The sequence below is a fragment of the Corynebacterium sp. NML130628 genome, from assembly GCF_001875665.1.
Classification (GTDB): domain Bacteria; phylum Actinomycetota; class Actinomycetes; order Mycobacteriales; family Mycobacteriaceae; genus Corynebacterium.
In genome coordinates this window covers 1-22,674 of sequence record NZ_MLAL01000030.1, presented here as the reverse complement: position 1 = coordinate 22,674, position 22,674 = coordinate 1, and the positions used below count along the sequence as shown (strand labels likewise).

Sequence of the window (22,674 nt, the reverse complement as noted above, 5' to 3'; positions counted from 1 at the left end):
CTGCACTAGGAATGGTCAGCCCCGTCGACTTCGAAAACCACATTGGTCTAACCACCAGTAGAAAAGAAATAGCTGCCTAAACACTAGGTAGCCCCACTACGTGTCCACGATTTGCGGGCAACCCCACGGTTGCGCTGGTGGGGTAGCCGATGGCGACGAGGGTGTCGTTGGTGGTGAGGGTGGGTTCGGCTGGGATGGTGTGGTGTTGGCCGAGGAGGCTGATGTGGGCGGTTGCTGTGCCGTATTGGGTGTGGGTGATGGTGCCGGTGGTGGGGATGAAGATGGTGGCGCCGAGGTGGCGGGCGATTTCGACGGTGGCGGGTTGTTCGCGAAGGTCTTGGGGCGCGGCGTCTTGGGTGATGTGGCTGTTGGTGAGGTAGATGATGCGGTCGGCGATGGAGAAGGCTTCGTCGATGTCGTGGGTGACGTAGAGGGTGGTGCTGCCGAGTCGTTGGTGGGTGCGGAGGATTTGTTGTTTGAGTTGTTTGGATGAGTATGTGTCGACGTGGGCGAGGGGTTCGTCGAAGAGCATGAGGGTGGGTTGTTGGACGAGGGCGCGTGCGAGGGCGACTTTTTGTTGTTGGCCTGTGGAGAGTTGGTGGGGGTAGCGGTGTGCGAGGTCGTCGATGCCGAGGCTGAGCATGGCGACGTTGATGGCGTCGTGGTTGGCGCCGGTGAATCGGATGTTGTCGGTGATGGTGAGGTGTGGGAAGAGGGCGGGGTGGTCCATCATCATGGTGATGGGGCGTTTGTGGGGTGGGAGGTGGTGGATGGGTTGGCCGTCGATGGTGATGTGTCCGGGGGCGTTGGTGAGTCCGGCGAGGGCTTTGAGCATTGTGGTTTTTCCTGCTCCGGAGCGTCCGAGGATGACGATGAGTTCGCAGGGGTCGGCGTCGAGGTTGATGGTGTTGAGGAGGTTGCGGATGGTTATTGCTGCCATGGTTGGTGGTCCTTTCGCCAGTGCGTGTCGACGCCCCTTCGGTTCCCGAGCCCGCCGACCCCGCCGACGCCGACGCCGACGATGGCTGCGATGCCGACGATGAAGAGGGAGACGGTGATGCTGATGGAGAGGGCTGCGGGGTGGTTGGCGGCGTCGAGAAGCATGAAGAGTCGGAGGATGAGCAGTGGTGTGTCGGGTGTGCTGACCCAGAGGAGTGGGACGGCGAGGACGGTGGTGTTGGAGAAGACGGCGAGGAAGCCGAGGATGAGGAGGTGTGCGGAGCGTGGTAGGACGATGCTGGTGGTGGCGCGGATGGGGCCGACGCCTTGGAGGAGCGCGGTGAGGTATTCGCCTTGGGACATGAGGGGGCCGATGTAGACGAGGAGGAAGTAGGTGATGGCGAGGGAGCTGGGGAGGCAGGCGAGGACGACGGCGGCGAAGGATGCTGCCGGGTTGGCTGGGTTATCCAGGGCGGGTTGGGTGGCGATGATGCGGAGTCCGCATCCGATGGTTGCTCCGGGGGCGGTGGCGATGAGGGCGAAGGTGGCGTCGATAAGTCGGCGGCCGATCCAGCCGAGGTGGGTGCCGCTGGTGGCGCGGGCGGCGAGTGCTGTGGCGCTGAGGGCGAGTGAGCAGATGAGGACGATGAAGCTGAGGCCGACGGTGTTCATGACGGCGTCGCCGATTGGGGGTTGGCCGCCTTCTGTGATGCCGCGGTGGGTGGCGAGGGTGAGGAAGGTGGCGCTGAACGCGATGCCGCACGCGAGGATCCATTGCGGGGTGCGCGTGGTGGCGCCGACGGCGTGTTCGCGGCTTGGTGTGGTGGGGTGGGTGGCGCGGATGAGTTGGATGAGGCCGGGCATGCGCCGCAGGAGGCGCACGTAGTACGCCGCGGCGAGGCCGAATACGGCGAGGATTGGCAGGGTGAGGAGGAGTGCGAGCCAGGCTTCTTCGCTTTGGTTGCCGTAGGAGTGTGAGCTGAACCAGATGGTGGTGGCGGCGGTGGGTGTGCGTGGGGCGATGATGTTTGGGGTGATGGGGTCGGAGAGGATGGCGCTGAAGGTGAAGACGCAGATGGCGGGGGTGAAGAGGGCAAGGCGGGGTAGGTAGATGAGGCGGAAGAGGCTCCAGCCGTGAGCGCCGCCGAGACGTGCGGCGTTGACTTCGCGGGCGTCGATGGGGGCGAGTGCGGTGCGTTGCGCGAAGTATGCGAGCGGCAGGAAGGAGGTGATGAAGGTGAATGTGAGGGCGGTGAGTCCGGTGAAGTCGTCGTTGAGGGGCCATGGGAGGGCGCCGGTGCGCCCGAGGATGACTTTCCACCCTGCGCCGATGACGGGGTGTGGGATGGTGAGCTGGAACAGCAGCATCATGTCGAGCGTGACGACGCCCACTCGCCCACACCGCGTGGCTGCGAGGGCACCGATGGTGCCCAGTGCCGTGGTTGCCAGGGTGGCGATAAGCGCGATAGCGCTGCCGGTCACAAGCGGCGTGAGGGGTAGGCTGTGGAGCGCGCTGGTGTCGGCGAGCGCCGCTTGGATGAGCGCGCCGTACGGCAGGCCGAGCACGATCACGAAGATGGTGGTGATGGTGGCGGTGGCTCCGAGGAGTGCTTTCATGGCTGCTCCCCTGTTGTGTTGGCGAACCAGGTCATCCACCGTTCGCGTTCTGCGTCGGCGAGGTCGGGGCGGATGGCGGTGATGCCGTCGGTGGCGGCGAGCACGTCGGTGATGTTGCCTGCGACGGCGCTGTTGGTGGGGATTTGTGGTAGGCCGACGCGCCGGGCGGAGGTCTGCCCGCTCGGTGAGAGCAGCCAGTTCATCACGATCCGTGCGGTGGCCTTGTTGCTGCCCTGGGCGATGATCCCTCCGGAGGCGATTTCGAAGGATGTCCCTTCGGCGGGGTAGGTGATGGTTAGGGGCGCGCCGTCGCGGGTGGTTTTGTTTTGGCAGTAGGGTTCGTATGAGATAGCGACGGCCGCTTCGCCGTGCGCGACAACGTCACTGGGGGCGTTGCCGGACCGGGTGAAGCGGTCGATGTTGCGCATGATGTGTTGGATCTCTGCGGGTTCGAGCCCTGCGGATTGCATGCTGAGCAGTATGGCGTACCCGGTGCCGGACGTCAGCGGCGATGGCGCGGAAACCCACCCGTTGAGTTCGGGGCGGAGCAGGTCACGCCAGGTGGCGGGCAAGTCGGTGCCTAGGTTTCGGAAGGCGTCGGGGTCGCTGCACAGGCTGAGGATGGAGGCGTACACCCCGAACCAGTACCCGTGGGGGTCCTGGAATTCGGCGGGGATGGTGGCGGCTGCGGGTGGGTTGGTGGCGTCGAGTAGTCCGAGGCGGGCCGCGAATCGGTAGTTTTCGCTGGGGCCCCCGACCCAGAGGTCGAATTCGCGTGACCCGGTTTGTAAACGTTTCAGCGCCTCCTGGGTGGGGAGGCTGACGTAGCGAACATCCAGACCGAGCTCGCGCCGGATGTCGAGTTTCCACTGTTCGCAGACGGTGGCGTCGTTGGAACACATGATGGTCAGGTCAGTGTTCTGCGGGATGAGGGTGCGGTACATCGTGGTGGCCGAGAGGATGGCCACCACGATGATCGCTGGCAGGCGGAGCCACTTTGCAAACACAGTGCTGTAGTTTAGGGGAGTTTAGGCGTGTTTAGGCGTGAGCCTGCATCTCCGCTTCACGCTGCTGCATGAGTTTCTTCTCTTCGCGCCAGATGACCTGGAAGATGAGCAGGATCAGGACGGTGAACACGAGGAACACGATGAAGGTGACGTCCCAGCCGGCGTACTTCACCAGGAAGCCCACACCGGTGGACGCCAGGGTCGCGCCGAGCAGGTAGCCGAACAGGCCGGTGAAGCCTGCGGCGGTGCCTGCCACGTTGCGTGGGGAGAGGTCGAGGGCCTGCAGGCCGATCAGGCCGACCGGGCCGTAGATGAATCCACCGATCAGGGCGACGTACAGCACCATCAGCCAGAACGGGGTGCCCACCGGGGAGAGCCAGTACGCCGCGATGGACAGGCCTGCGCCCAGGGTGAACAGGGAGATGGATGCGGAGCGGTTGCCGTGGAAGACTTTGTCCGAAAGCCAGCCGCACAGGATGGTGCCGATGAACCCGGCCAGCTCGAACGCGGCGAAACCGACCAGGCCGCTGCCGATGCTCATGTGGTGCTGCTCAGAAAGGTAGGTGGTGATCCAGTGGAGCACACCGTAGCGCAGCGCGTAGACAAACACGTTCGCGAACGCGAGCAGCATGATGATACGGCTGTGCAGGATGTGTTTGAACACCAGGTCTTTCGTGGAGAGTTTCTCGCCGGTGTCCTCGGCGACCTTTGCTGGGTCGTCGCGGTATTCGTCGATTGGCGGTAGGCCGACTGATGGCGGGTTGTCGCGGATCAGCAGGAACGCGATGAGCGCCACCACAAGCGCGACGAGTGCGGGCAACCAGTAGGCTGCGCGCCAGTTCTGGCCCGTGATGCTCAGGCCGATACCAACCAGCACAGGCAGGCCGAACGCACCCAGGTTGTGCGAGGTGTTCCACAGTGAGCCTTTCCAGCCGCGCTCGCTCGTCGAGAACCACTGCACGACGATACGCCCACACGGCGGGTAGCCCATGCCCTGGAACCAGCCGTTCAGGAACATGACGGTGGCGAACACGCCGACGCTCGCGGACACCCACGGCACGAACGCGACCACCAGGTTCATCAAGGCGGACAGCGCCAACCCGAGGGGCAGGAAGTAGCGCGCGTTGGACTTGTCCGAAATCATGGCGCTGAAGAACTTCGACAACCCGTAGCTGACCAGCACCGCGTTGCCGATAATGCCGATCGCCGGCTTATCGATCGCGCCACTTTCATCAATCAGCAAGGGGGCGATCGCCGAAATATTGTTTCGGATCAGGTAAAAACCTGCGTAGCCAAGGAAGATACCCATGAATACTTGCAGACGCATCCGCGGGTACAGCTTGTCCACCTCATGCTCCGGCAGCCGCTTGGCAGGCCCCGGTGCTTGTAACCATTCGAACATGGCAGGCACTCCTTTTGTGCACTCTCAGTATTTCCATTTCTGATTGTGCGTCCTGCCTGGTAACAGCGCTTTTGCTGCCGGTAACAGTTGGTAACAGTCCTGTTACCGTGGGGGCTCTGCCGTCGCCCAGACGTAGCCTTTGCCCCGAATGGACGCGATGGCGTCCGGGGGCATGCCGGCGTCCTCAAGCTTCTTCCGAAGCCGGTACATTGTGGACTTCACCATGTTCCTACCGCCCTGCGTCGCGCTGGTTTCCCACACCTCGTTGAGCAGTTGGCGCACCCCCACCACTTCCCCGGGCCGCGCAAGCAGCGCCTGCAGAAGTTTGCTCTCCGTCTCCGTCATATCGACGGCTTTCCCGTGCACCTCCACCGCGTGACTCAGCGGGTGCACCGACACCCCGCCCACCACAATCGGTGTCGCCGTGCTCTCTTGCGCCGCGCCACTGCGCCGCAGGAGTGCCCGGGCGCGCAGCACCAACTCGCGTGGGGAAAACGGCTTCGCCAGGTAGTCGTCCGCCCCTGCCTCCAGCCCGGCGACGCGCTTCTCGGTTTCGCCGAGCGCGGTCAGCATAATCACGGGCGTGTCGGCGAACACGCCCGCAGCCCGGATGCGCTGGCACAGGGCGGTGCCGGACATGTCCGGCAACATCACGTCGAGAATCACCAGGTCACAGTGCTGCTCGTTGAGGATCTGCCACCCCTCCCGAGCCGTCGCAGCACTCGACGTCCGCCACCCCTCCATCTCCATCGCGTAGCCGACGATCTGCACCATTTGCGGCTCATCATCGATGACTAGCACGTGCCTACTTGTCATCCTCGCCCCCTGCCATCGTGCCCTTCGGCAGCGTAATGAGCACCGACGTCCCGTGGTCCGCACTCGAATCCACCAACACTTCCCCATCGTGCCGCCCCACAATATCGGCCATGATCACCATGCCGAGCCCGGCGCCCGTCGGCACCCGCTGATTGTCACCACCGGTGTTGAACTGCGAAAACGGCACGAACAGCTGCTTACGTTGCTTCGTCGACATGCCTGGCCCGAAGTCCGCCACAGTAATAATGACCTTGGTCGCGCTGGCCTCCGAGTGCACCACAATATCGTGGTCACCACCCGCGTAGCGCGCGGCATTATTCAGCACGTTCCACAGCGCATGCCGTAGTAGCTGCGGGTCCGCCTCAACGGTCAGGGGGTCGCCCGGGTCATCCACAACGATCGGCACTTGGCTCATCGCCCGCATCTCCTGCGCCGTCTCCCGCAGCAGCGCACGCACATCAACTGCCTGCTTCTGCAAGCTATAGGTGCCGTTATGGAGTTTCGCCTGCAGCAGCAGCGACTCCGCAATCTGAATCGCCCTCGCCGAGTTCGTCTGAATCGCCCCCACCAATTGACGCCTCCTCCCCTCATCTTCCTCGTCTGCCAGGAGTTCCGCCGCCCCCTGAATCAGCGACAGCGGCGTGCGAATCTCGTGCGCCAACACCTGCTCGTCAGTGATCGCCTGGCGCCTCCTCCCTTTTCGACGCCCCACCACCGCCCCAATCACACTCCCTATCATTGGTTTCATCCTTGACATCTTAGCGCCGTTCTGCCCTCACACCTGAAGGGTCTTCGGGCCTCTCTCGCGCACTCCGCGCCCCCGCGCACTCCGCGCCCCCGCGCACCAAATTCCCACCCGCGCTCGTGCCGACCTGGGGAAACGCGCTGGCGCCTCCCCAGAATCCAGGAATGTGGTGCGCGCGCCCCCAGCGCCCCCACCGCGCCAGCGACAAGACACCAACCCCCGCGCATAGAAAAATGGGCGCCCCACATGGGGCGCCCACCCTTTGGTGAGATGCTTCTTAGAAAGGAAGCGCGTCGCGCACTGCTGGTGGCAGCATTGGTGCAACCTGTGGCAGGGCCACTGCGATCAGGGCGAGCAGCGCGAGAACGGAGCCACCCGCTACAGCACCGATGCCGTAGTTGTTCAGCTTGCCGTCAATGGAGCTGAGCGTGGACTCGATCTTGGAGCTGGATGGGGAGAGATTCTTGCCGGCTGCGCAGGCGCGGAGTGCTGGGGCGGTTGCGTTCAGGTTGGCGAGCTTTGCGTCGATCTCCTTGAACTTCGCGTCAGCCTCTTCCTGCTTGATCTTCTTTTCTTTGAGCTGTGCTTCGATTTCGGCGCGCTCCTTGACTAGCTGGGCCGAAGCTTCGATGTCCTTCTTCAGCTGCGCGTCAGCCTCAGCCTTGGTGAACTCCTTCTCGACAGCCTTTTCGCCTTCCTTAGCGGCTGGGTAGGTGATCTTGCACTTGGTCTCCTGTGGGTCAGCTGCCTGTGCTGGGGCTGCCAGGCCGCCGGCGATGACTGCCGAGGCAACTGCTGCGGTGATGATCTTCTTCATGTTGGACCTCTTCTCGGGGGTAACAATTAGGGTTTGTTGGGCGAAGTGCCTGGAGAGCAATTATACCCAACGCGCAATAGTCAGAGAAGCGTTTTCAATAATTATTTGAAAGATCCCCCGAAAGGGTGATGCTAGAACGGCAGCTTCGGCGTCAATGCGGGGAAGACCACCGTCACGAGCGCGGCCGCGCCGAGCGCAAGCGCGAGGAAGATCCCGGCGAGTGGGCCGGCGATACTGAGCCATTCGCGTATCTCTGCTGGGCTCATATCTTTAACGCTACTTTCGTCAGTATCGCCGATTGATCCGGTCTGCTTCGGTCCGCTCTGCTGTGGACGCGGGTTTGGTGTTGAGGTCGCTCTTTCCGTGTAGCTCTTGTGCTGCGAGCAGGCTTCCAAGGCAGGCTCGAAAGCCCGGAGAAACTTGAGTTGGGAGTTGAGCTGTTTAAGTTGCTGTTCGTCGGCTGTGCCGTTGGTGGTGGCGTCGAGAAGTTCTGAGCGTTGCTTGGTGAGTGCGGTGACTTCTTGTTCAAGGAGCACCAGCTTTTCCGATGCTTCTTGCGGCGTTACCAGCGTGAATGCCTCGCGCAACCCGGCCTCCGAAAGTGCCTTCTTGGGTGCGATGGTGCTTGCTTTGAGGCTTGGAAGCTCGTCGTCGAACAGGGTGAACGAGCAGGTGTCGTTCCGGTACTCAACGTTCGCGGCGTGTGCCGGAGTTGCGGTCGTAGCTAACAGGGCTACTGCGGTTGCGGAAGCAATGATTCGCTTCATGTGGTGTCCTTTGCTGTTGGGGAACCTGGCGGTGCACATGATTAAGCTCAACACAGAGTGAGCTGTGAATAAAGTAGGTAAAGTATAGCCTAAATTAAGCAAGCTTTATGCTTTATCATGCACTCGACTGCGCCCGCCAGGCTCCCGCGCTACCGACAAGGAAGGCTTCGCCTCCAATGATGCAGCCGACCTTTGGTGCTGGTGTTGTGTCGGCGGGCATGGCGAGGGTGATGGGGAAACCGCAGTTGATGCGGGTGAGGTAGAACTGTGTTCCGGTGAGCTGGTTCGTTACGAGCTCGACGGCTTCGCATATCCCGTTTAACATCGCGATGGGGTTGGCGTCGTTGGGTGTGGCGCTGCCATCTGCAAGTGCGAATAGCCATGGGCTCGCGATGAATCCGGGCCCAAGGTACACGGGTTGCCCACCGGGCCCTTCCATTGGGGTTTGCTCGGCTTCCCACTCGCTTTTCGACGCCCACGTCTCCACCGATTCCGCAATCGCCCCGATGCCGTATTCCTTGATCGGCATGGCCCCGCCTTCCTGGCTGCTTCCAATGGGTGGGTAGGACATTCGGTCGTCGACGCTGGCCAGCACCCGAGTGACCGTCTCCCCTTCCCTATCGACGATTTCTACCTCTGCCAGCGCATCCGTGATGCGCGTGACGACGGCCGGTGCGGTGTAGTTGTGGTCGATGCGCACGGAGTAGATTTCGTGTCCCGCGCCGTCGGGGGTGACGAAGTAACCCCAGGTAGCGCCACTGGGGTTAGCGTAGACTGCCCAGGGGATGACGCCGTTGAATGGCTGATCACGTCGACGGTGCTCAGTAGTTCGAAGTTGGCGTCTGTGTCCTCGGAAAGGCCGATCGAGCCCAGGAAGTGCGATGTCATGCCGCTCATTGAAATGGGCTATCTGTTTCTTGGAAACTAGATGTAGTGTACATAAGGGTGTCGATGAAAAATCCTGCCCTCGCTAATGCTTACAAAAACCTGAATGCGAGGCACTATGTCCTCTATGTTGATGAGACGTTCAACAGGCCAGAAGAGCAGCTCGATTATTCATTCTATATGGTCTGCGGAGTCCTAATTAATGCTGCACACATAGAGGTGACTCGAGAAGAGATTGATGAAATCGTAGAAGGAAACTATTGGCACACTACAGAAGCCCTACAAACTGGCGAAGGCCAGGAGAAAACCGAGGAGCTGCTCAAATATTGTAAGCAGGTGAGAGACCAGCATATTTTTGCATCTAAAAGGGATATAGCTTCGCAAAATGAGGACGTGAAGGCGGCGTTTAATGAAGCGCGAAAAGACTGCCTGCAGGTCCTACTGGCTACCGTACAGAAACACCATCCCGACACACGGCTCGTCATTATTGAAAAACGGCAAACGAACACAGAAAACGATGCCGATCGAAGACTTGTAAAAACGCTGCGCTCAGAAAAAGTTATCTCCCGTCATACCCAACTTATCCACGCGTCTCCTAAAGATGAACATCTACTGTGGTTGCCTGATCTTTCCGCAATGGTCTATAGGCGCTCAAGAACGCATCGTGATGAAACGAGCCATTATTTCGAACGATTTTTGCAAGATATTGCGCGAGTCGTAGATCTAAATAAATGACCTCGTCGGCCAGCAGCTCAACGAGGTCCAGGCGTATCGCTGTCCCCGGAACTGAAATAGTCCGGCGAGGGCGTCGCCTCTGTCACAAAGGATAGTGCAGATCGCCACGACCGTCCAGTCCAACAAACTTCTCAGCAACCTGGCCTTTCTAGCCTGCCCTAAAAACAAGGAGCTCTCGCGGAAAACTATCCCGAATATCGCAGCGAAGGATCGACTGAAACAGCTTCACGACGCCCACATCGCCTCCCGCGGGCGCCGAAAGCGAAAGAATGATTCCCGCTGGGTGGAGGCTCTCACCGATGTGAGCTCCCCCACCCCGCGCACCAAATTCCCTCATTTCCAGAACACGCCCCGGCGTTTCCCCAGGTCGCCACCCCTGGCAAAGGAATTTGGTGCCTAGATCTCGAACCCCTGGCGCCTCGCCACATCCAACGACTGGTCCTGCGGCATGGCGTGGGTGGGCAGGCCTGCGCGGACTTGGCGGAAGAAGTTGTCTGACCTGCGGTTGGCGTCTCGGAGGTCGTAGTAGGTGGTCATCTCCTGGTCGTATTCCGCTAGGGCCTCCTCCCAGCTCGCGGGGGCCTGGTAGGTGTTTTCCATGACGCGCAGTCGCGCCGGGATGCGTGGTTTGAGCTGTGGTTCTTGGGCGGGCCACCCCAGGGTCAGCCCAACAACCGGGAAGGTAAAGCGAGGCAGTTCGAGCAGGTCAACGACGGCTTGGAGGTCGTTGTGGATGTTGCCGAGGTAGTTGGCTCCCATCCCGAGCGACTCCGCCGCGTTGACGACGTTTTGGGCCATGAGGCAGGCGTCGGTAAATCCTTCGACGAAGGGGCGGGTGTGCCCGGCCGCTGAGGGCTCCTCCAGCAGTGCCGCGTTGCGCGCGGTGTCCACGATGAATAGCAGGTAGACGGGGGCGCGCCCGACGTATTCTTGTTGCCCGATTTCGGCGAGTTTCCGCTGTTTCTCGGTGTCGGTGACGTGGATGATGCTGGCCTGCTGCAGGCCGCGCGAGCTCGCTGTGCGCATCGCGACCTCGAACAGCTGGTCCAGCACCTCCTTATCGACGCCCCTCCGCTCAAATTCGCGGATCGTCCTGTGTTGTAGCTGGTGTTCGATGGTGTGGTTCATGCCCACACGCTACTTGAAATCGGCTACGCGAGCTCCTCCCGAAGCACATCGCGCACGATCTCGGCGACGTGCTGCGCCTGGGTGCCGGTGCCCTGTTCGACTTGGGTGCGGCAGGAGAACCCATCGGCGACGACGGGTCCGTCGTGTTCCCGGACGCGCGGGAACAGTTCGCGTTCGCCCAGTTCGAGGGACATTTCGGCGTGGCCGTCTTCGAAGCCCCAGTTGCCGGCGAGGCCGCAGCACCCGGTTTGGATTTGTTCCTCGTCGTAGCCGAGCGCCGCCAGGATCAGCGAGGACTGCTGCGGGTCGCCGAGTGATTTCTCGTGGCAGTGGACCTGGGTGAGGATGCTGCCACTGTGCTTGCGAACCTTGCCCTCAGCGACGAGGTCCTGGATTTTCGGGGCGACGATTTCGGCGAAGGTGTGGGTGGCTTCGGCGAGTTCGCGGACTGCGGGGTCGGCGGTTTGGGTGGTGGCGTCGTGTTGCAGCATGACGGTGCACGACGGCTCCAGCGCGACGACCTGCAGCCCTTGGTCCAGGTACGGCTTGAGCACGTGTGCGGAGTGCTCGAGTACGCGCCGCGTCATCGCGAGTTGGCCGGTGGAGTGCCAGGTCAAGCCGCAGCAGACGAAGCCGTCGGGGATGATGACCTCGTAGCCGAGCATCTCCAGCGTTTCGACAGCCGCTCGCGCCGGGCCGGTGTTGAGCTTGTTGTTGAAGCTGTCGGGCCACAGCACTATTTTTTCTCCGGCTGCACCCGAACCAGCAGCCCCCGAACGCTTGCGCGCCCATTTCTGCAGTGATTCGGGGGCGAAGCTGATGAGCGGCCGTCCGGTGTCAACGCCGCCGAGTTTCGCGATGGCCGTCGATACGCCGGGGGCGTGGAGGGCCCAGTTCGTGGTGCGTGGTACGAGCGGGAGTTTGTGGGCGATGTGGCTGAGGATTGGCAGCCAGCCCATGAGGTAGTGGACGCGTGGGCGGACGCGGCCGGCGTAGTGGTCGTTGAGGAACTCTGCTTTGTAGGTGGCCATGTCCACGTTGACCGGGCACTCGGAGGCGCACGCTTTGCAGGAAAGGCACAGGTCGAGGGCGGTGGTGGCGTCGTCGCCTGTGATGGTTTCGCCGCGGAAGAGTTCGGAGAGGATGCGGGCGCGGCCGCGGGTGGAGTGGATTTCGTCGTGGGTGATTTGGAAGGAGGGGCACATGGAGCCGTCCATGGAGCGGCAGGCGGAGACGCCGACGCAGCGGTTGACGGCGTCGGTGAAGCTGCCGTTGTCGCGTGGGAAGAGCTGGACGGGTGTGATTTCGTGGGCGCGTTGGGCGGGTTCCATGCGGAGGCCGTCGGTGACGGCGTCGGCCCAGACGAGGACGCCGGGGTTCATGATGCGCTGCGGGTCGAAGAGCAGTTTGAACTCTTCGAAGATGGCGCGCATTTCGGGGCTGTAGATGGTGTGCAGCAGGGATGAGCGTGCGCGGCCGTCGCCGTGTTCGCCGGACAGGGACCCGCCGTGTTCGGTGACGAGTGTGGCGGCGTCGTTCATGAAGTTGTTGAAGTTGGTGATGCCCTCTGTTGAGTGGAAGTCAAAACTGATGCGGACGTGGACGCAGCCTTCGCCGAAGTGACCGAATGGGATGCCGCGGTAACCGTAGGTGTCCATGAGGGCGTAGAGTCCGCGCAGGTAGCTGGCCAGGTTTTCGGGTGGCACGGCGGAGTCTTCCCAGTTGGGCCAGGCTTCGCCGCCGTCGGGGAGGCGGGTGACGGTGCCTGCGGAGGCTTCGCGGATGCGCCACAGTGCGCGGGCTTCGGCGTGGTCGCTGACGACGACGGCTCCGGTGTGTTCGACGGTGGTGGTGAGCGCTTCGGCGGCGGCGATGGCTTCCTCGAGGGTGTTGCCTTCGGTCTCGCAGTAGAGCCAGCCGCCGGCGTGGGGTTGGCCGGGGAGGTTCTCGCCGGCGTGTTCTTGCCCGTTCTTGCTGCGTAGCGCGTCGAGGAGGTCGCCGCCCATGCCTTCGATGGTGGCGACGCCGGGTTGGCGCAGTTTGGGGGCGGCGTCGGCGGCGGCGAAGACGTCCGCGAAGGACAGCACGGCCAGTGCGGTGTGCTTTGGCTTATCGACGAGCCTCACGGTCATCCGCGTAATCACCCCGAGGGTGCCTTCGGACCCGGCGATGGCTTTGGCCATGTCGCTGCCCAGGTAGTGCAGTCCGTACCCGGAGACTTGGCGTGGGAATCGGCCAAGTTCCTGTTGGATGAGCTCCCGGTTTTGGGTGTAGAGGGCGGAGAGGGCGTCGTGAAGTTGGGGGTCGTCGCAGCCGTCCGTGTTGAAGGTGACTTCCCTGCCGTCGACGAGGGCGAGTGTGATGTCGACGAGGTTGTCGGCGGAGGTGCCGTAGGCGACGGAGTGTGAGCCACACGCGTTGTTGGCCACCATTCCGCCAATGGTGCATCGGGAATGGGTGGATGGGTCGGGGCCGTAGGTGAGGCCGTGGGGCGCGGCGGCGTCGCGGAGTTGGTCACAGATGACGCCGGGTTCCACGGTGGCCGTTTTGGCCTCGGGGTCGATGTTGAGGATGCGGTTGAAGTAGCGGGAGGTGTCGATGACGAGGCCGTCGCCGATGGCGTTGCCTGCCACGGAGGATCCGCCGCCACGCCCCACGATGGACCAGCCGCGTTCGCGTGCGTAGGCGATGCCGTCGAGTACGTCTTGTGCGCTGCTGGGTTCGAGTACTGCCGCTGGGACGCGTCGGAAGAGTGATGCGTCAGAGGAGTAGGCGGCCCGGGTTGGCATGTCTTTGCGGAGCTTGGCCCGGATTGCGTGTGGCGTGGTGTTCATGCGTGTCCTCTATTATTCTGCGCTGTTTTCGTCCCGAGCATCGTCGCGGTGCTCGCGGAACTGCACTTCTTTGTCGCGTTGGCGTTGTTTGCGTTGTGCTCGGAGCGCTTCAGGGCGGTAGCCGAGTACGAATGCGGATACTGCACAAAGTGTAGCTGCGCCGAAGACCCACGGCGCGAGCGTCGCTTTGGCGCCGGTGATGGTGTCGCCACTGCCGGTGACGAGTCCGACCGCCTGAATGCCGACGAGTGCGAGCCCGCCGAGGAGGAATGCGGCGAGGAAGACGTAGAACAGGATGGAGAAGAGCTTGAAGATTGGGTTCATGGTTTACGCTCCTGGTACGTAGACGGGGGCCAGGCCCATGCCGACGAGCCACGCCAGCAGGATCATCGGCAGGACGAAGTAGATGATGAGCGGGATGAACATCTTGGTCGGGTTGGCTTCCGCCATCGCGGCCGAGAGGTAGATCGGCGCGCCCACGGGTGGCGACGCCCCCTCCGTCGAGGTGCACAGCAGGGTGGCGACGATCGCCACCGTCGGGTCGATGCCAACCGCCGTGAGCGCCGCGACTGCCGGGGCACCGATGGCGGCTGCCGTCGCGGTGGAGGACAGCGGGGTTGCCACGACGACGGCGAGCACGCCGACGACGAGGATCATGACCCACTTCGGCAGGTCCATTGCCCCAAGCGTGTTGGAGAGCTGGTCGCCCACACCGAGTTCCTCCATGATGGACGCGGCTGCGAGCGCTGCGAACAGCGAGATGCCGACGGTGGCGAAGCTCGGTAGGTCACGGACGATCTGCGCCCTGAACTGGGCGTTGTTGCGGCGGATGCGGCCCGCGCCCTCGATGAGGGCGATGAGTGTGATCAGCACCGGCACCCACACGATGATGGAGATGGCCTTGATGCCGTCCTCACCGACGCCGGTGGAGTTCTTGAACCAGTTGGCCAGCGGGCCGATGGTGAGCAGCACCGGGATGATGATGCCGAGGAAGATCGACGGCGAGCGCCACCCCTGCGTCCACGCCTGCCCGAACGGCACGATCTGGTCCTTGGGAGTCTTGGGGATGCGGTCTTTCTTGGTCCAGAAGAACACAACGGCCAGGCGGTACAGCACCGCGTACGCACCGGCGCAGGCCAGCGCCACGTACACCTGACTTGCCGACGACGCCGCAGCCGCCGGCATCGCCAGAATGATGAACATGGTGGAGTTCGGCGGCAACGCCACGCCCAGGCCGGAGTTGCCGGCGACGAGGGTCGCTGCCCTGTTGGAGGAGAAGCCGGTCTGCTTCATCCACGGAATCGTCACGGACCCGACCGTGGCGGAGTTGCCAGCGGTCGAGCCCGCGATGAGCCCCATCATCGCCGAGGCCAGGGTGGACACGTAGCCCGCCCCGCCGCGCAGCCGCCCGAAGATCGAGTTCAGGATGGTGATCAGGCGGTCGATCAGACCGGTGGATTGCACGATGATCCCCATGAACACGAATGCCATACCGGCGAAAGTGACCTCCGAGGAGACGGCCTTTTTAATTCCCAGCCATAGCAGTTCTGGTGCCCTCGTTCCGCCGACGAGCGCCACACCCACCAGGCCGATCAGCAGCGCCTCTGCAATATTGCGTTTTAGCAAAACATTGAACACAATCGTGATCGCGATGAACACTACCAACGCAACGATGCCCATGTTCACTCCCTTCAACTCCAATTAGTGACGCGGCACACATTACGCCCTGTATGTTGCTGTAGCTACAAGGTCCAACTAATTATCGACGCCACCCCTCCCCCACCAACACAAAAACCCGGGCGGGTGCGTTGTTGCACCCGCCCGGGTTTGACCCCCAGTAGCGGTAATCCTTACTTTGCCGGGACGTTGACCGTTGCCAGGTCAGTGCCGTCCGGGTTGTCGATTGCCACTTCCCATTGGAGTGCGCCGTTGTCTTCGTCGAGCTCGGCGGCGTCGAGGATGCCGTCGTGCTGGTTCAGGGCGTCCTTGATGGCGTCCTCGATCGCGACGGTGGCCTGGCCTGCCTTGGCGGCGTCTTCCGCGTCGGTTTCGGACTCGTTTTCCATGACGTGGTTGCCGTCGACCTGCAGTTCTACGATCTTGTCGTCTTTGACAACTTTGACTTCGAAGGCGTTGGTGTTGTTCTCACGGTCGATGGAGATCACGTCGCCGAATGGGCGTGCGGCCTCGATTGCGTCGTAAACGGCGTCATTGTTGGCCTCACCCGTGCTTTCCGACGCCGCCTCCGTTGTCGCCGTGGTCGCCACCGTGGTCTCCGGGGCCTCTGTCACGGTCTTTGTCGCTGACGCCTCAGTGCCGCTGTTCGAGCAGCCAGCGAGCAGTGCCGCCGCGGCCAGGACTGTCAGTGTGCGCTTCATGATTGCTCCTTTGTTCGAGTTCAGAAAGCCCCCACACTACACGTTTTGGAGGTAGAGTGTCGCACAACAAAGGTTCACAGACGCGGAGGAAATTCACCATGACCGATGTAGAAAAGATTGAGCGCGACACGCTCCTACCTGCATATTTCGGGGAGTTCGGCGGGCAGTATGTGCCCGAGCCGCTCTACCCGGTGCTCGATCAGCTGGAGCGTGCCTTCGTCGAGGCCCGCGAGGACAAAGAGTTTCTCGACGAGCTCTCGCGCCTCCAAGCGAAGTTCCTCGGCCGGCCGACCCCGGTCTACGAATGTGCCAACTTGCCGAGGGTTGGGGCGTCGAAAATTTTCTTGAAGCGTGAGGACTTGGCGCACGGCGGTGCCCACAAGGGCAACCAGGTGCTGGCGCAGGCGTTGCTCGCGAAGCGGCTGGGGAAGAACCGCCTCATCGCCGAGACCGGCGCTGGCCAGCACGGCACCGCGACCGCCATGGTTGCGGCGCTGATGGGGATGGAGTGCACGATTTACATGGGTGCGCAGGACGTTGCGCGCCAGCAGCCGAACGTGCGCCGTATGCGCCTAATGGGCGCCACGGTCGTCCCCGTCACGAACGACGCCGGCGGCTCCATGTCGAACGCCATCGACATCGCCTTGCAGGACTGGGTCGAAAACATTGACTCCACCCACTACGTTCTCGGTTCCGCTTGCGGCCCGCACCCCTTCCCGACCCTGGTCAAGGAGTTCCAGGCCGTCATTTCGCGTGAATCCCGCCAGCAGATGCTCGAGGACACCGGCCGACTTCCCGACGCCGTCATCGCCGCCGTCGGCGGCGGCTCCAACGCCATCGGCGCCTTTGCCGAATACCTCAAGGACGAGCCCGGCAACGCCGACGTCAAACTCATCGGCGTCGAACCCGCCGGCGAAGGCCTGGACACCGACCGCCACGGCGCGCCGCTCAACCACGGCAAGCTGGGCATCCTGCACGGCTCCCGCTCCTACATCGTCACTGGTCAGGACGGCGAAGTCCTCCCCGAGTCCTTCTCCGTCTCCGCCGGCCTGGACTACCCGGGCGTCGGCCCCGAGCACGCCTACCTCCGCGAGATCGGCCGCGCCCAATACGTCGCCGTCACCGACGAAGACGCCCTCCAAGCTTTCCGACTCCTCTCCCGCTACGAAGGCATCATCCCCGCCCTCGAGTCCTCCCACGCCCTGGCCTACGCGCTGAAGCTCGCCGAAGTCGCCGACGCTGACGGCCACGAACTCAACCTGCTGGTCAACCTCTCCGGCCGCGGCGACAAAGACCTCGACTACGTCTACAACATCCTCGGCGACCAACTCTTCGACGACCCCGAGCAAGCCCCCATCGGCGACCTCCACATCAGCGAAGTCCTCGCCTCCATGACGAGCTCCTCCAACGAGCGCGAGGCCGGCCACACCGTCGCTCACTAGTTTTTTGGGGGGTTCTTGCCCTCGCTCGGCTGAGTGGCGCTGTGAGGGACACCAAATTCCCTCGCGCAGGCCCCGCGAACTGGGCAAACGCCTCGGCACCTTTCCCAAATCTAGGAATTTGGTGCCAGGCTGAGTGGCGCAGACACCAAATTCCCTCCCGCAGAACCCGCGACCTGGGCAAACGCCTCGGCGCCTTTCCCAAATCCAGGAATTTGGTGCCGCTCGGCTTGGTGCCCCCTTGGCGCAGTGACAAACCACGCAGCTAGCGTAGCGAAAACTAGCCCATTACTGACCAGCGCGTATGAATAGCTAGGCCAAAAGAGGGTGCGTCTTTTGTCATTCACTCGGTTGGGAAGCTAGGGAAGCGGCACCAAATTCCTTCCCGGCAGACCACGCGACCTGGGCAAACGCCTCGGCGCCTTTCCCGAATCCAGGAATTTGGTGCCAGGCTGAGTGGCGCAGACACCAAATTCCCTCCCACAGGCCACGCGACCTGGGCAAACGCCTCGGCGCCTTCCCAAAATGCCGGAATTTGGTGCGCGCCACCCGCGCACCCCTGCGCAACGCAGCAACCCTTGCCCAGCAACCCAACGCAAAAGCCCGCACTCCAGCCCCGAGAGCCAGGAGTGCGGGCTACAACCCAGTTGAAGTTACGCCCGTGGAAGGACTGCGAGCGGTAGTACGTCGATGCCGGTGGCAACGCCGTTGTTCTCGTCGCGGAACCACGTGCGGATTTGGTTGATGAGCTGCATCATGTGGGCCCCTCCTTTCAACGTATGAAGGTTGTTTACCTTCTGTTCATCTTGAGGTAACTCTAGGGCCACACAATTAGTTTGTCAACACCCACTATTGGCGTGCCGCAGGTATTTCTGGGGCGAGCCCCGGTCAAGTTTATTTCTCGGGGTTGAACCGAAGGGCAGTAACTCGTATATAGTGGGACGTGACATGAAGCCACCCAACGTCTCCATGTCGCCGTAAAGGCGAAGCCCCTCACCCGCCGCCAAGCAAAGTGAAGGGCTTCGTGAGACTAGTTAGTCGGCCAACCGGTCAACTCGCGAACAATATCCGCGAGCAGTTTGGCCACTAACGCCACAAAGGTCCGGATCGTAATCTCGCCGATTGCTTTCCGGGCCTTCCCCTTTTCCGGCTCATCGCCGACACCAGGTTTAGGCATCTCATCTCACCCCCTTTCCTACGGAGAGGTGGCCCCAACTAGCCAGGGCAAGCCTGGATCCACCGCACCAGCGGTGGAGACTCGCACCGCTAGAAAAGGGCGCGCTTCGATAAAGCGCTATTCCAAAGCTTACACAGCTTGTCCCCCTTATTCTCACGCAATCATGCTCCACGGGTGAACGGCAGAAATACCCCGAAACCATTCGAAGCGTGGGCTTAGAAGCGTGCGATGCAGGTCGCGCATTTTCAACCGGCGCACCCGATTTTCGACGACCGAGCGCGTCGCACGCTTTTAATACCTCGACCGGAACGAAAACAACGGCAAGGCAGCCCGGCCAGCCCCCGCCAACCCCCCAACCAAAATAGTTCCCCGCCCCGGGAACCCGGGGAACTATTTCACAGAACCAGCCAACCCCAACTACAGGAACGGGTACGGGTCCCACCCGGTGAAGTATTCGATGCGTTCGCGCGCGATCAGAAGGATCGCGGCGACCACGGCGACCAGCACGATCGCCAGGAAGGCCCACCCAACGAAGCGCCGCACCCCGCTCGCCCCCGTGCCGTCTTCGGTTGGGGAGAGGAAGTGGATGCTCAGTGAGAACAGGGCTGGCAGCCCGGCGCCAAGTAGCATGCCGACTCCGAGGACCATGAGTAGTGATTGCAGCATTAGTGTCTCCTATTTGCCCAGGTGGTGGTTGAGTCCGTGGGTGGTGTCTACGATGTGCGCGGGCCCGGTCGGTCCGGTTTCGGGGCCTTGGGGGCCGTCGATTGGGTCCCATTCGTCGTTGACGTTGTCGCGGTCGACGGGTTGCAGTTGCGCGCGGTAGAACATGTAGCCGCCGCCGATTGCGAGTATGACGGTGAGGAGGATGCCGCCCCAGACGAGGTCGCCCCCAATTGTCGACGCCCACTTCGCCACCCACCACGTCACGTAGGAGATGATCGCGGCGATCGGCAGTGTGGTGATCCAGGCGAGGGCCATCCGGCCGGCGACTCCCCAGCGCACTTCACCTTTCGGTCCCGTGAGGCCTGAGCCCATGATGGATCCGGTGGCGACGTGGGTCGTCGATAAGGCCATGCCGAGGTGGGATGATGTGAGGATGATTGCCGCGGACGATGTTTCGGCGGCGAGGCCTTGCGGCGGGTGGATTTCGACGAGCCCTTTGCCCAGTGTGCGGATGACGCGGAATCCGCCCGAGTAGGTGCCGATGGCGATGGCCAGGGCGCACGCTGCTTGGATCCAGAAGGGCATGGTGTGGTCGGTGTCGAATTGCCCGGCGGCGACCATGGCGAGGAAGATGACCCCCATTGTTTTTTGGGCGTCGGACGTGCCGTGCGCGAGTGCGACAAGCGACGCGGTACCGATCTGTCCCCATTTGAAGTAGGTGTCGCGGTGTTCGTGTTCGGCGTTGGCGGTGAGTCGGTACACGAGCCACGTCGCGACGGCCGCGATGAGCCCTGCGACGAACGGCGCGAACACGGCTGGCAGGATGATTTTGTCCAGCACGCCTTCCCACACGACGCCTCCCCACCCGATTGCCGCGATCGCTGCGCCGATCAGCCCGCCGAACAGCGCGTGCGACGAGGACGACGGAATCCCGTACAGCCACGTGAACAGGTTCCACATGATGGCGCCGGTCAGGCCGGCGAACACCACGAGCAGCAGCTTTTCGGATTCGATGGTGTCGGTCAGGTCAAACCCGTCCAACTTCACGATGCCACTCGCCACCGTTTTCGCCACCGCCACCGACAAGAACGCCCCTATTAAATTAAGGACGCCCGCGAGCGCCACCGCCATTTTCGGTTTGAGCGCCCCCGTCGCGATGGATGTGGCCATCGCGTTCGCCGTGTCGTGAAAACCGTTCGTGAAGTCGAAGAACAGTGCCACGGCGATAATCAGAATCAGAAGGATAGTGATACTCACAACGTCGAATTATTCCCCTCTCCAGCGCGGAATGAAACTCCATGCAGCGTTTTGCCTGCTGGGGCTTGCGTGGGGGTGTGCATTGAAACGGCTTTTCGACGCCCCCTTCACCACGGCAACTCCACCAATAGGAACCCCACAAATAGGAACGGCACGACCGTCCCCGCCACAATCGAGACCACAATCGCCGCAATCCCCAAGTCCTTCCGCTTCCCCTCTAGGAACAGTGACGCCACGCCGAGCACCAACCCGATCACTGGCAGCACGTACCGCACCGGCTCCCGCCCGAGGATCAGGAAGGTCTTCGCGACGGCGAATACGAGGCCGAGCACAGCAACAACCAGCGCAACAGTCCCGAGCGGGTTTGCGCGCTTATGAGTCGGTGTTGGCATCGTTCCTCCATGTATCTCGTTCATTTACAAGGTGTGAGGTTATAAGTGTATGGCGTTCCTGCGCTACGGTGGTCGATACAAAACCCGGCCCCTCTCCAATCCTCGCGATTGTGACGGGTCGGTTTTCTTACCTGGACGTTAGCTGTGCACCACAATCCCGCCCGAGACGGCAGTGACCTGGGAGAATAGAACCTTGGCAAACAGGAAACCCGGATTTTGGTGCGCCAGGCATTGATAGTCAGTGGAACCCCGGAACCCCGCCAAAAGGGTGGGGCCCAGGCCCCCAAGCCTGGCTTAAGGGACATTTTGTGTGTATAAATCTATCCGGTTTCCCGGGATGACCTCGACCAACAACCCGATATGGTTTTCAAAACAGTTCCATTCGCCCGTTTTGAGAAATCAACACCGAATGACGCCTGGTGTGTGGTATGGAGTCTGCGGGTAGCGCAGGGACCCCAGCAAGATTGAGGGCCCTAGGGGACAAGAACCAGCCGCCTGCGCGTTGGGCGGTTGCATACGGTCAGGGGAGACGAGCAAAGCCCTTGACGTGCACAATTCCGGCCACGTCGAGGGCAGGGCTGCGTATTGCCACCCTCCGTGTACCTACAACAGCCCCTATGCCGTTTAACGATAAGCGCGGCTTCTAGGCATGTCCTTGAGCAAGCTGGCATACAGCTTGGGGCGAGAGGTGAGCTTGCGTGCACGCTGTCCTGAATGGGCGGCCGAAAGAATTCGATACCGGCATTGATAGTCAGTGGAACCCCAGCTTAGGCGTGAGAAAAGGGTGGGCTGGACGTAGCTAGTTACACACAAAATGTCCCTTATCGCGACACGCCGTATTTACGGCACAAAATGGCTTAAGGGACATTTTGTGTGTATAAATCGATCCGGTTTCCCGGGATGAACTGGCCCAACAGATAGAAATGGTTTCCAAAACAGTTCCATTTCCCCGTTTCGAGAAATCAACACGAAATAACACCACACCTGTGGTATACGGCCCGACCGTTCTGCGGTAAGGCCAATTGCTATGTCAATCACAAACCGGCCGTCTTGCCCCCTGTGCGGCCACACACTGATAAAAAACGGAACCACAACCGCAGGCACACAACGTTGGCGCTGCCTGAAATGCAACGCATCCACAATCAACCCCCGCGCCCACACCAACGATGTACGCCACTTCAAAATCTTCATCGACTGGATACTCTCCGGAGAATCCGCAGACCGCGTCGCCACACGACACAAAGTGACCAGACGAACCTTAACCAGGTGGTTTCAACTGCTGTGGTTTATCACCGTGCCCAGCATGACCGACCCTTATCGCGTCTACGACCAGGTCTTTATCGACGGCACCTATTTCCACAAAAAATGCCTGTTGGTCGCCTGTACCGACACGCACGTCATCGCCTGGCATTGGTGCGTGCGTGAAAGCTCATCCGAGTACCTCAAACTCCTCGACAAGATCGCCCCACCGCTGATCATCACCACTGACGGCTCAGGAGGAGCTCTGAAAGCCATCCACAGTAAATGGCCCCACGTAGCCATCCAGCGCTGTCTTGTCCACGTACAACGCAACACGTTGAGCGATATCAGCAAAAACCCGATCCACCCAGCACATAAAGCAATCCGCAAGCTTGGCTACATGCTCGTCAACGTTGCTGATACCGATGATGCCG

At 61.8% G+C, this 22,674-nt stretch carries 20 protein-coding genes and 1 pseudogene; 3 read left to right on the top strand and 18 right to left on the bottom strand.

The genetic code is table 11. From position 1 onward, the window contains the following. Positions 1-127: 127 nt before the first annotated feature. From BJP07_RS08625 to BJP07_RS08585, 9 genes and pseudogenes are all read right to left on the bottom strand, one after another. Positions 128-940 (bottom strand): annotated as a pseudogene (locus tag BJP07_RS08625) (ABC transporter ATP-binding protein); the annotation flags it as partial. Next, a complete protein-coding gene (locus BJP07_RS08620) occupies positions 928-2,556 on the bottom strand; it encodes a transporter (protein ID WP_071567082.1) in 1,629 nt (542 codons plus the stop codon). The gene BJP07_RS08620 and the pseudogene BJP07_RS08625, both read right to left, overlap by 13 nt. Further along, positions 2,553-3,563 (bottom strand): extracellular solute-binding protein, encoded by a 1,011-nt coding sequence (locus tag BJP07_RS08615; RefSeq protein WP_071567081.1) that lies wholly within the window; start codon positions 3,561-3,563, stop codon positions 2,553-2,555. Before BJP07_RS08615 ends, BJP07_RS08620 begins: the two co-directional genes overlap by 4 nt. Before the next feature lie 31 nt (positions 3,564-3,594). After that, positions 3,595-4,965 carry an MFS transporter gene (locus tag BJP07_RS08610; RefSeq protein ID WP_071567080.1) on the bottom strand — a complete coding sequence of 457 codons (1,371 nt, stop codon included), beginning with the start codon at positions 4,963-4,965 and terminating at the stop codon, positions 3,595-3,597. A gap of 102 nt (positions 4,966-5,067) precedes the next feature. Next, positions 5,068-5,781, bottom strand: a complete 714-nt coding sequence (locus BJP07_RS08605) for a response regulator transcription factor (protein WP_071567079.1) — start codon at positions 5,779-5,781, stop codon at positions 5,068-5,070. Continuing rightward, positions 5,771-6,529, bottom strand: a complete 759-nt coding sequence (locus BJP07_RS08600) for a sensor histidine kinase (protein WP_369822348.1) — start codon at positions 6,527-6,529, stop codon at positions 5,771-5,773. The genes BJP07_RS08605 and BJP07_RS08600 overlap by 11 nt, the downstream gene beginning before the upstream one ends. Before the next feature lie 274 nt (positions 6,530-6,803). Beyond that, positions 6,804-7,343 carry a hypothetical protein gene (locus BJP07_RS08595; RefSeq protein WP_071567077.1) on the bottom strand — a complete coding sequence of 180 codons (540 nt, stop codon included), beginning with the start codon at positions 7,341-7,343 and terminating at the stop codon, positions 6,804-6,806. Positions 7,344-7,474: 131 nt separating this feature from the next. Continuing rightward, the gene (locus BJP07_RS08590; RefSeq protein ID WP_071567076.1) at positions 7,475-8,110 is read right to left on the bottom strand and encodes a hypothetical protein; all 636 of its coding nucleotides are present in this window, start codon (positions 8,108-8,110) and stop codon (positions 7,475-7,477) included. A 115-nt stretch (positions 8,111-8,225) separates the two neighbouring features. Further along, positions 8,226-8,810, bottom strand: coding sequence for a hypothetical protein (locus BJP07_RS08585; RefSeq protein ID WP_255365961.1), 585 nt, complete (start codon positions 8,808-8,810; stop codon positions 8,226-8,228). Positions 8,811-9,061: 251 nt separating this feature from the next. On the opposite strand from BJP07_RS08585, the gene BJP07_RS08580 reads away from it, so the two are divergent. Beyond that, entirely contained in the window at positions 9,062-9,730 is a 669-nt protein-coding gene (locus BJP07_RS08580) for a hypothetical protein (RefSeq protein ID WP_071567075.1), read from the top strand. A gap of 396 nt (positions 9,731-10,126) precedes the next feature. Here the strand turns inward: BJP07_RS08580 and BJP07_RS08570 are convergent, their stop codons facing one another. The 5 genes from BJP07_RS08570 to BJP07_RS08550 form a co-directional block, all read right to left on the bottom strand. After that, a complete protein-coding gene (locus BJP07_RS08570; RefSeq protein ID WP_071567073.1) occupies positions 10,127-10,858 on the bottom strand; it encodes a nitroreductase family protein in 732 nt (243 codons plus the stop codon). A gap of 23 nt (positions 10,859-10,881) precedes the next feature. After that, complete coding sequence (locus BJP07_RS08565) at positions 10,882-13,692, bottom strand: FAD-binding and (Fe-S)-binding domain-containing protein (RefSeq protein ID WP_071567072.1); 2,811 nt, start codon at positions 13,690-13,692, stop codon at positions 10,882-10,884. A gap of 12 nt (positions 13,693-13,704) precedes the next feature. Continuing rightward, positions 13,705-14,016, bottom strand: coding sequence for a hypothetical protein (locus BJP07_RS08560; protein WP_071567071.1), 312 nt, complete (start codon positions 14,014-14,016; stop codon positions 13,705-13,707). Positions 14,017-14,019: 3 nt separating this feature from the next. Then, entirely contained in the window at positions 14,020-15,372 is a 1,353-nt protein-coding gene (locus BJP07_RS08555) for a TRAP transporter large permease subunit (RefSeq protein ID WP_071567070.1), read from the bottom strand. 170 nt (positions 15,373-15,542) lie between these two features. Then, positions 15,543-16,070, bottom strand: a complete 528-nt coding sequence (locus BJP07_RS08550; protein WP_083584177.1) for a PepSY domain-containing protein — start codon at positions 16,068-16,070, stop codon at positions 15,543-15,545. A gap of 98 nt (positions 16,071-16,168) precedes the next feature. On the opposite strand from BJP07_RS08550, the gene trpB reads away from it, so the two are divergent. Continuing rightward, entirely contained in the window at positions 16,169-17,512 is a 1,344-nt protein-coding gene (trpB, locus tag BJP07_RS08545; RefSeq protein ID WP_071567068.1) for a tryptophan synthase subunit beta, read from the top strand. Positions 17,513-18,539: 1,027 nt separating this feature from the next. On the opposite strand, the gene BJP07_RS11245 is transcribed toward trpB, so the two are convergent. From BJP07_RS11245 to BJP07_RS08530, 4 genes are all read right to left on the bottom strand, one after another. Continuing rightward, positions 18,540-18,686, bottom strand: a complete 147-nt coding sequence (locus BJP07_RS11245; protein ID WP_177222552.1) for a hypothetical protein — start codon at positions 18,684-18,686, stop codon at positions 18,540-18,542. A gap of 417 nt (positions 18,687-19,103) precedes the next feature. Beyond that, entirely contained in the window at positions 19,104-19,352 is a 249-nt protein-coding gene (locus BJP07_RS08540) for a hypothetical protein (RefSeq protein WP_071567067.1), read from the bottom strand. 9 nt (positions 19,353-19,361) lie between these two features. Next, positions 19,362-20,609: an inorganic phosphate transporter gene (locus BJP07_RS08535; RefSeq protein WP_071567066.1), complete on the bottom strand. Its 1,248-nt coding sequence runs from the start codon at positions 20,607-20,609 to the stop codon at positions 19,362-19,364. Between the two features lie 107 nt (positions 20,610-20,716). Then, entirely contained in the window at positions 20,717-21,001 is a 285-nt protein-coding gene (locus tag BJP07_RS08530) for a hypothetical protein (protein WP_071567065.1), read from the bottom strand. A gap of 1,027 nt (positions 21,002-22,028) precedes the next feature. Between BJP07_RS08530 and BJP07_RS08525 the strand changes: the two genes are divergently transcribed. Next, positions 22,029-22,674: transposase (locus BJP07_RS08525; RefSeq protein WP_177222551.1), on the top strand; the 646-nt coding region annotated here is incomplete at its 3' end.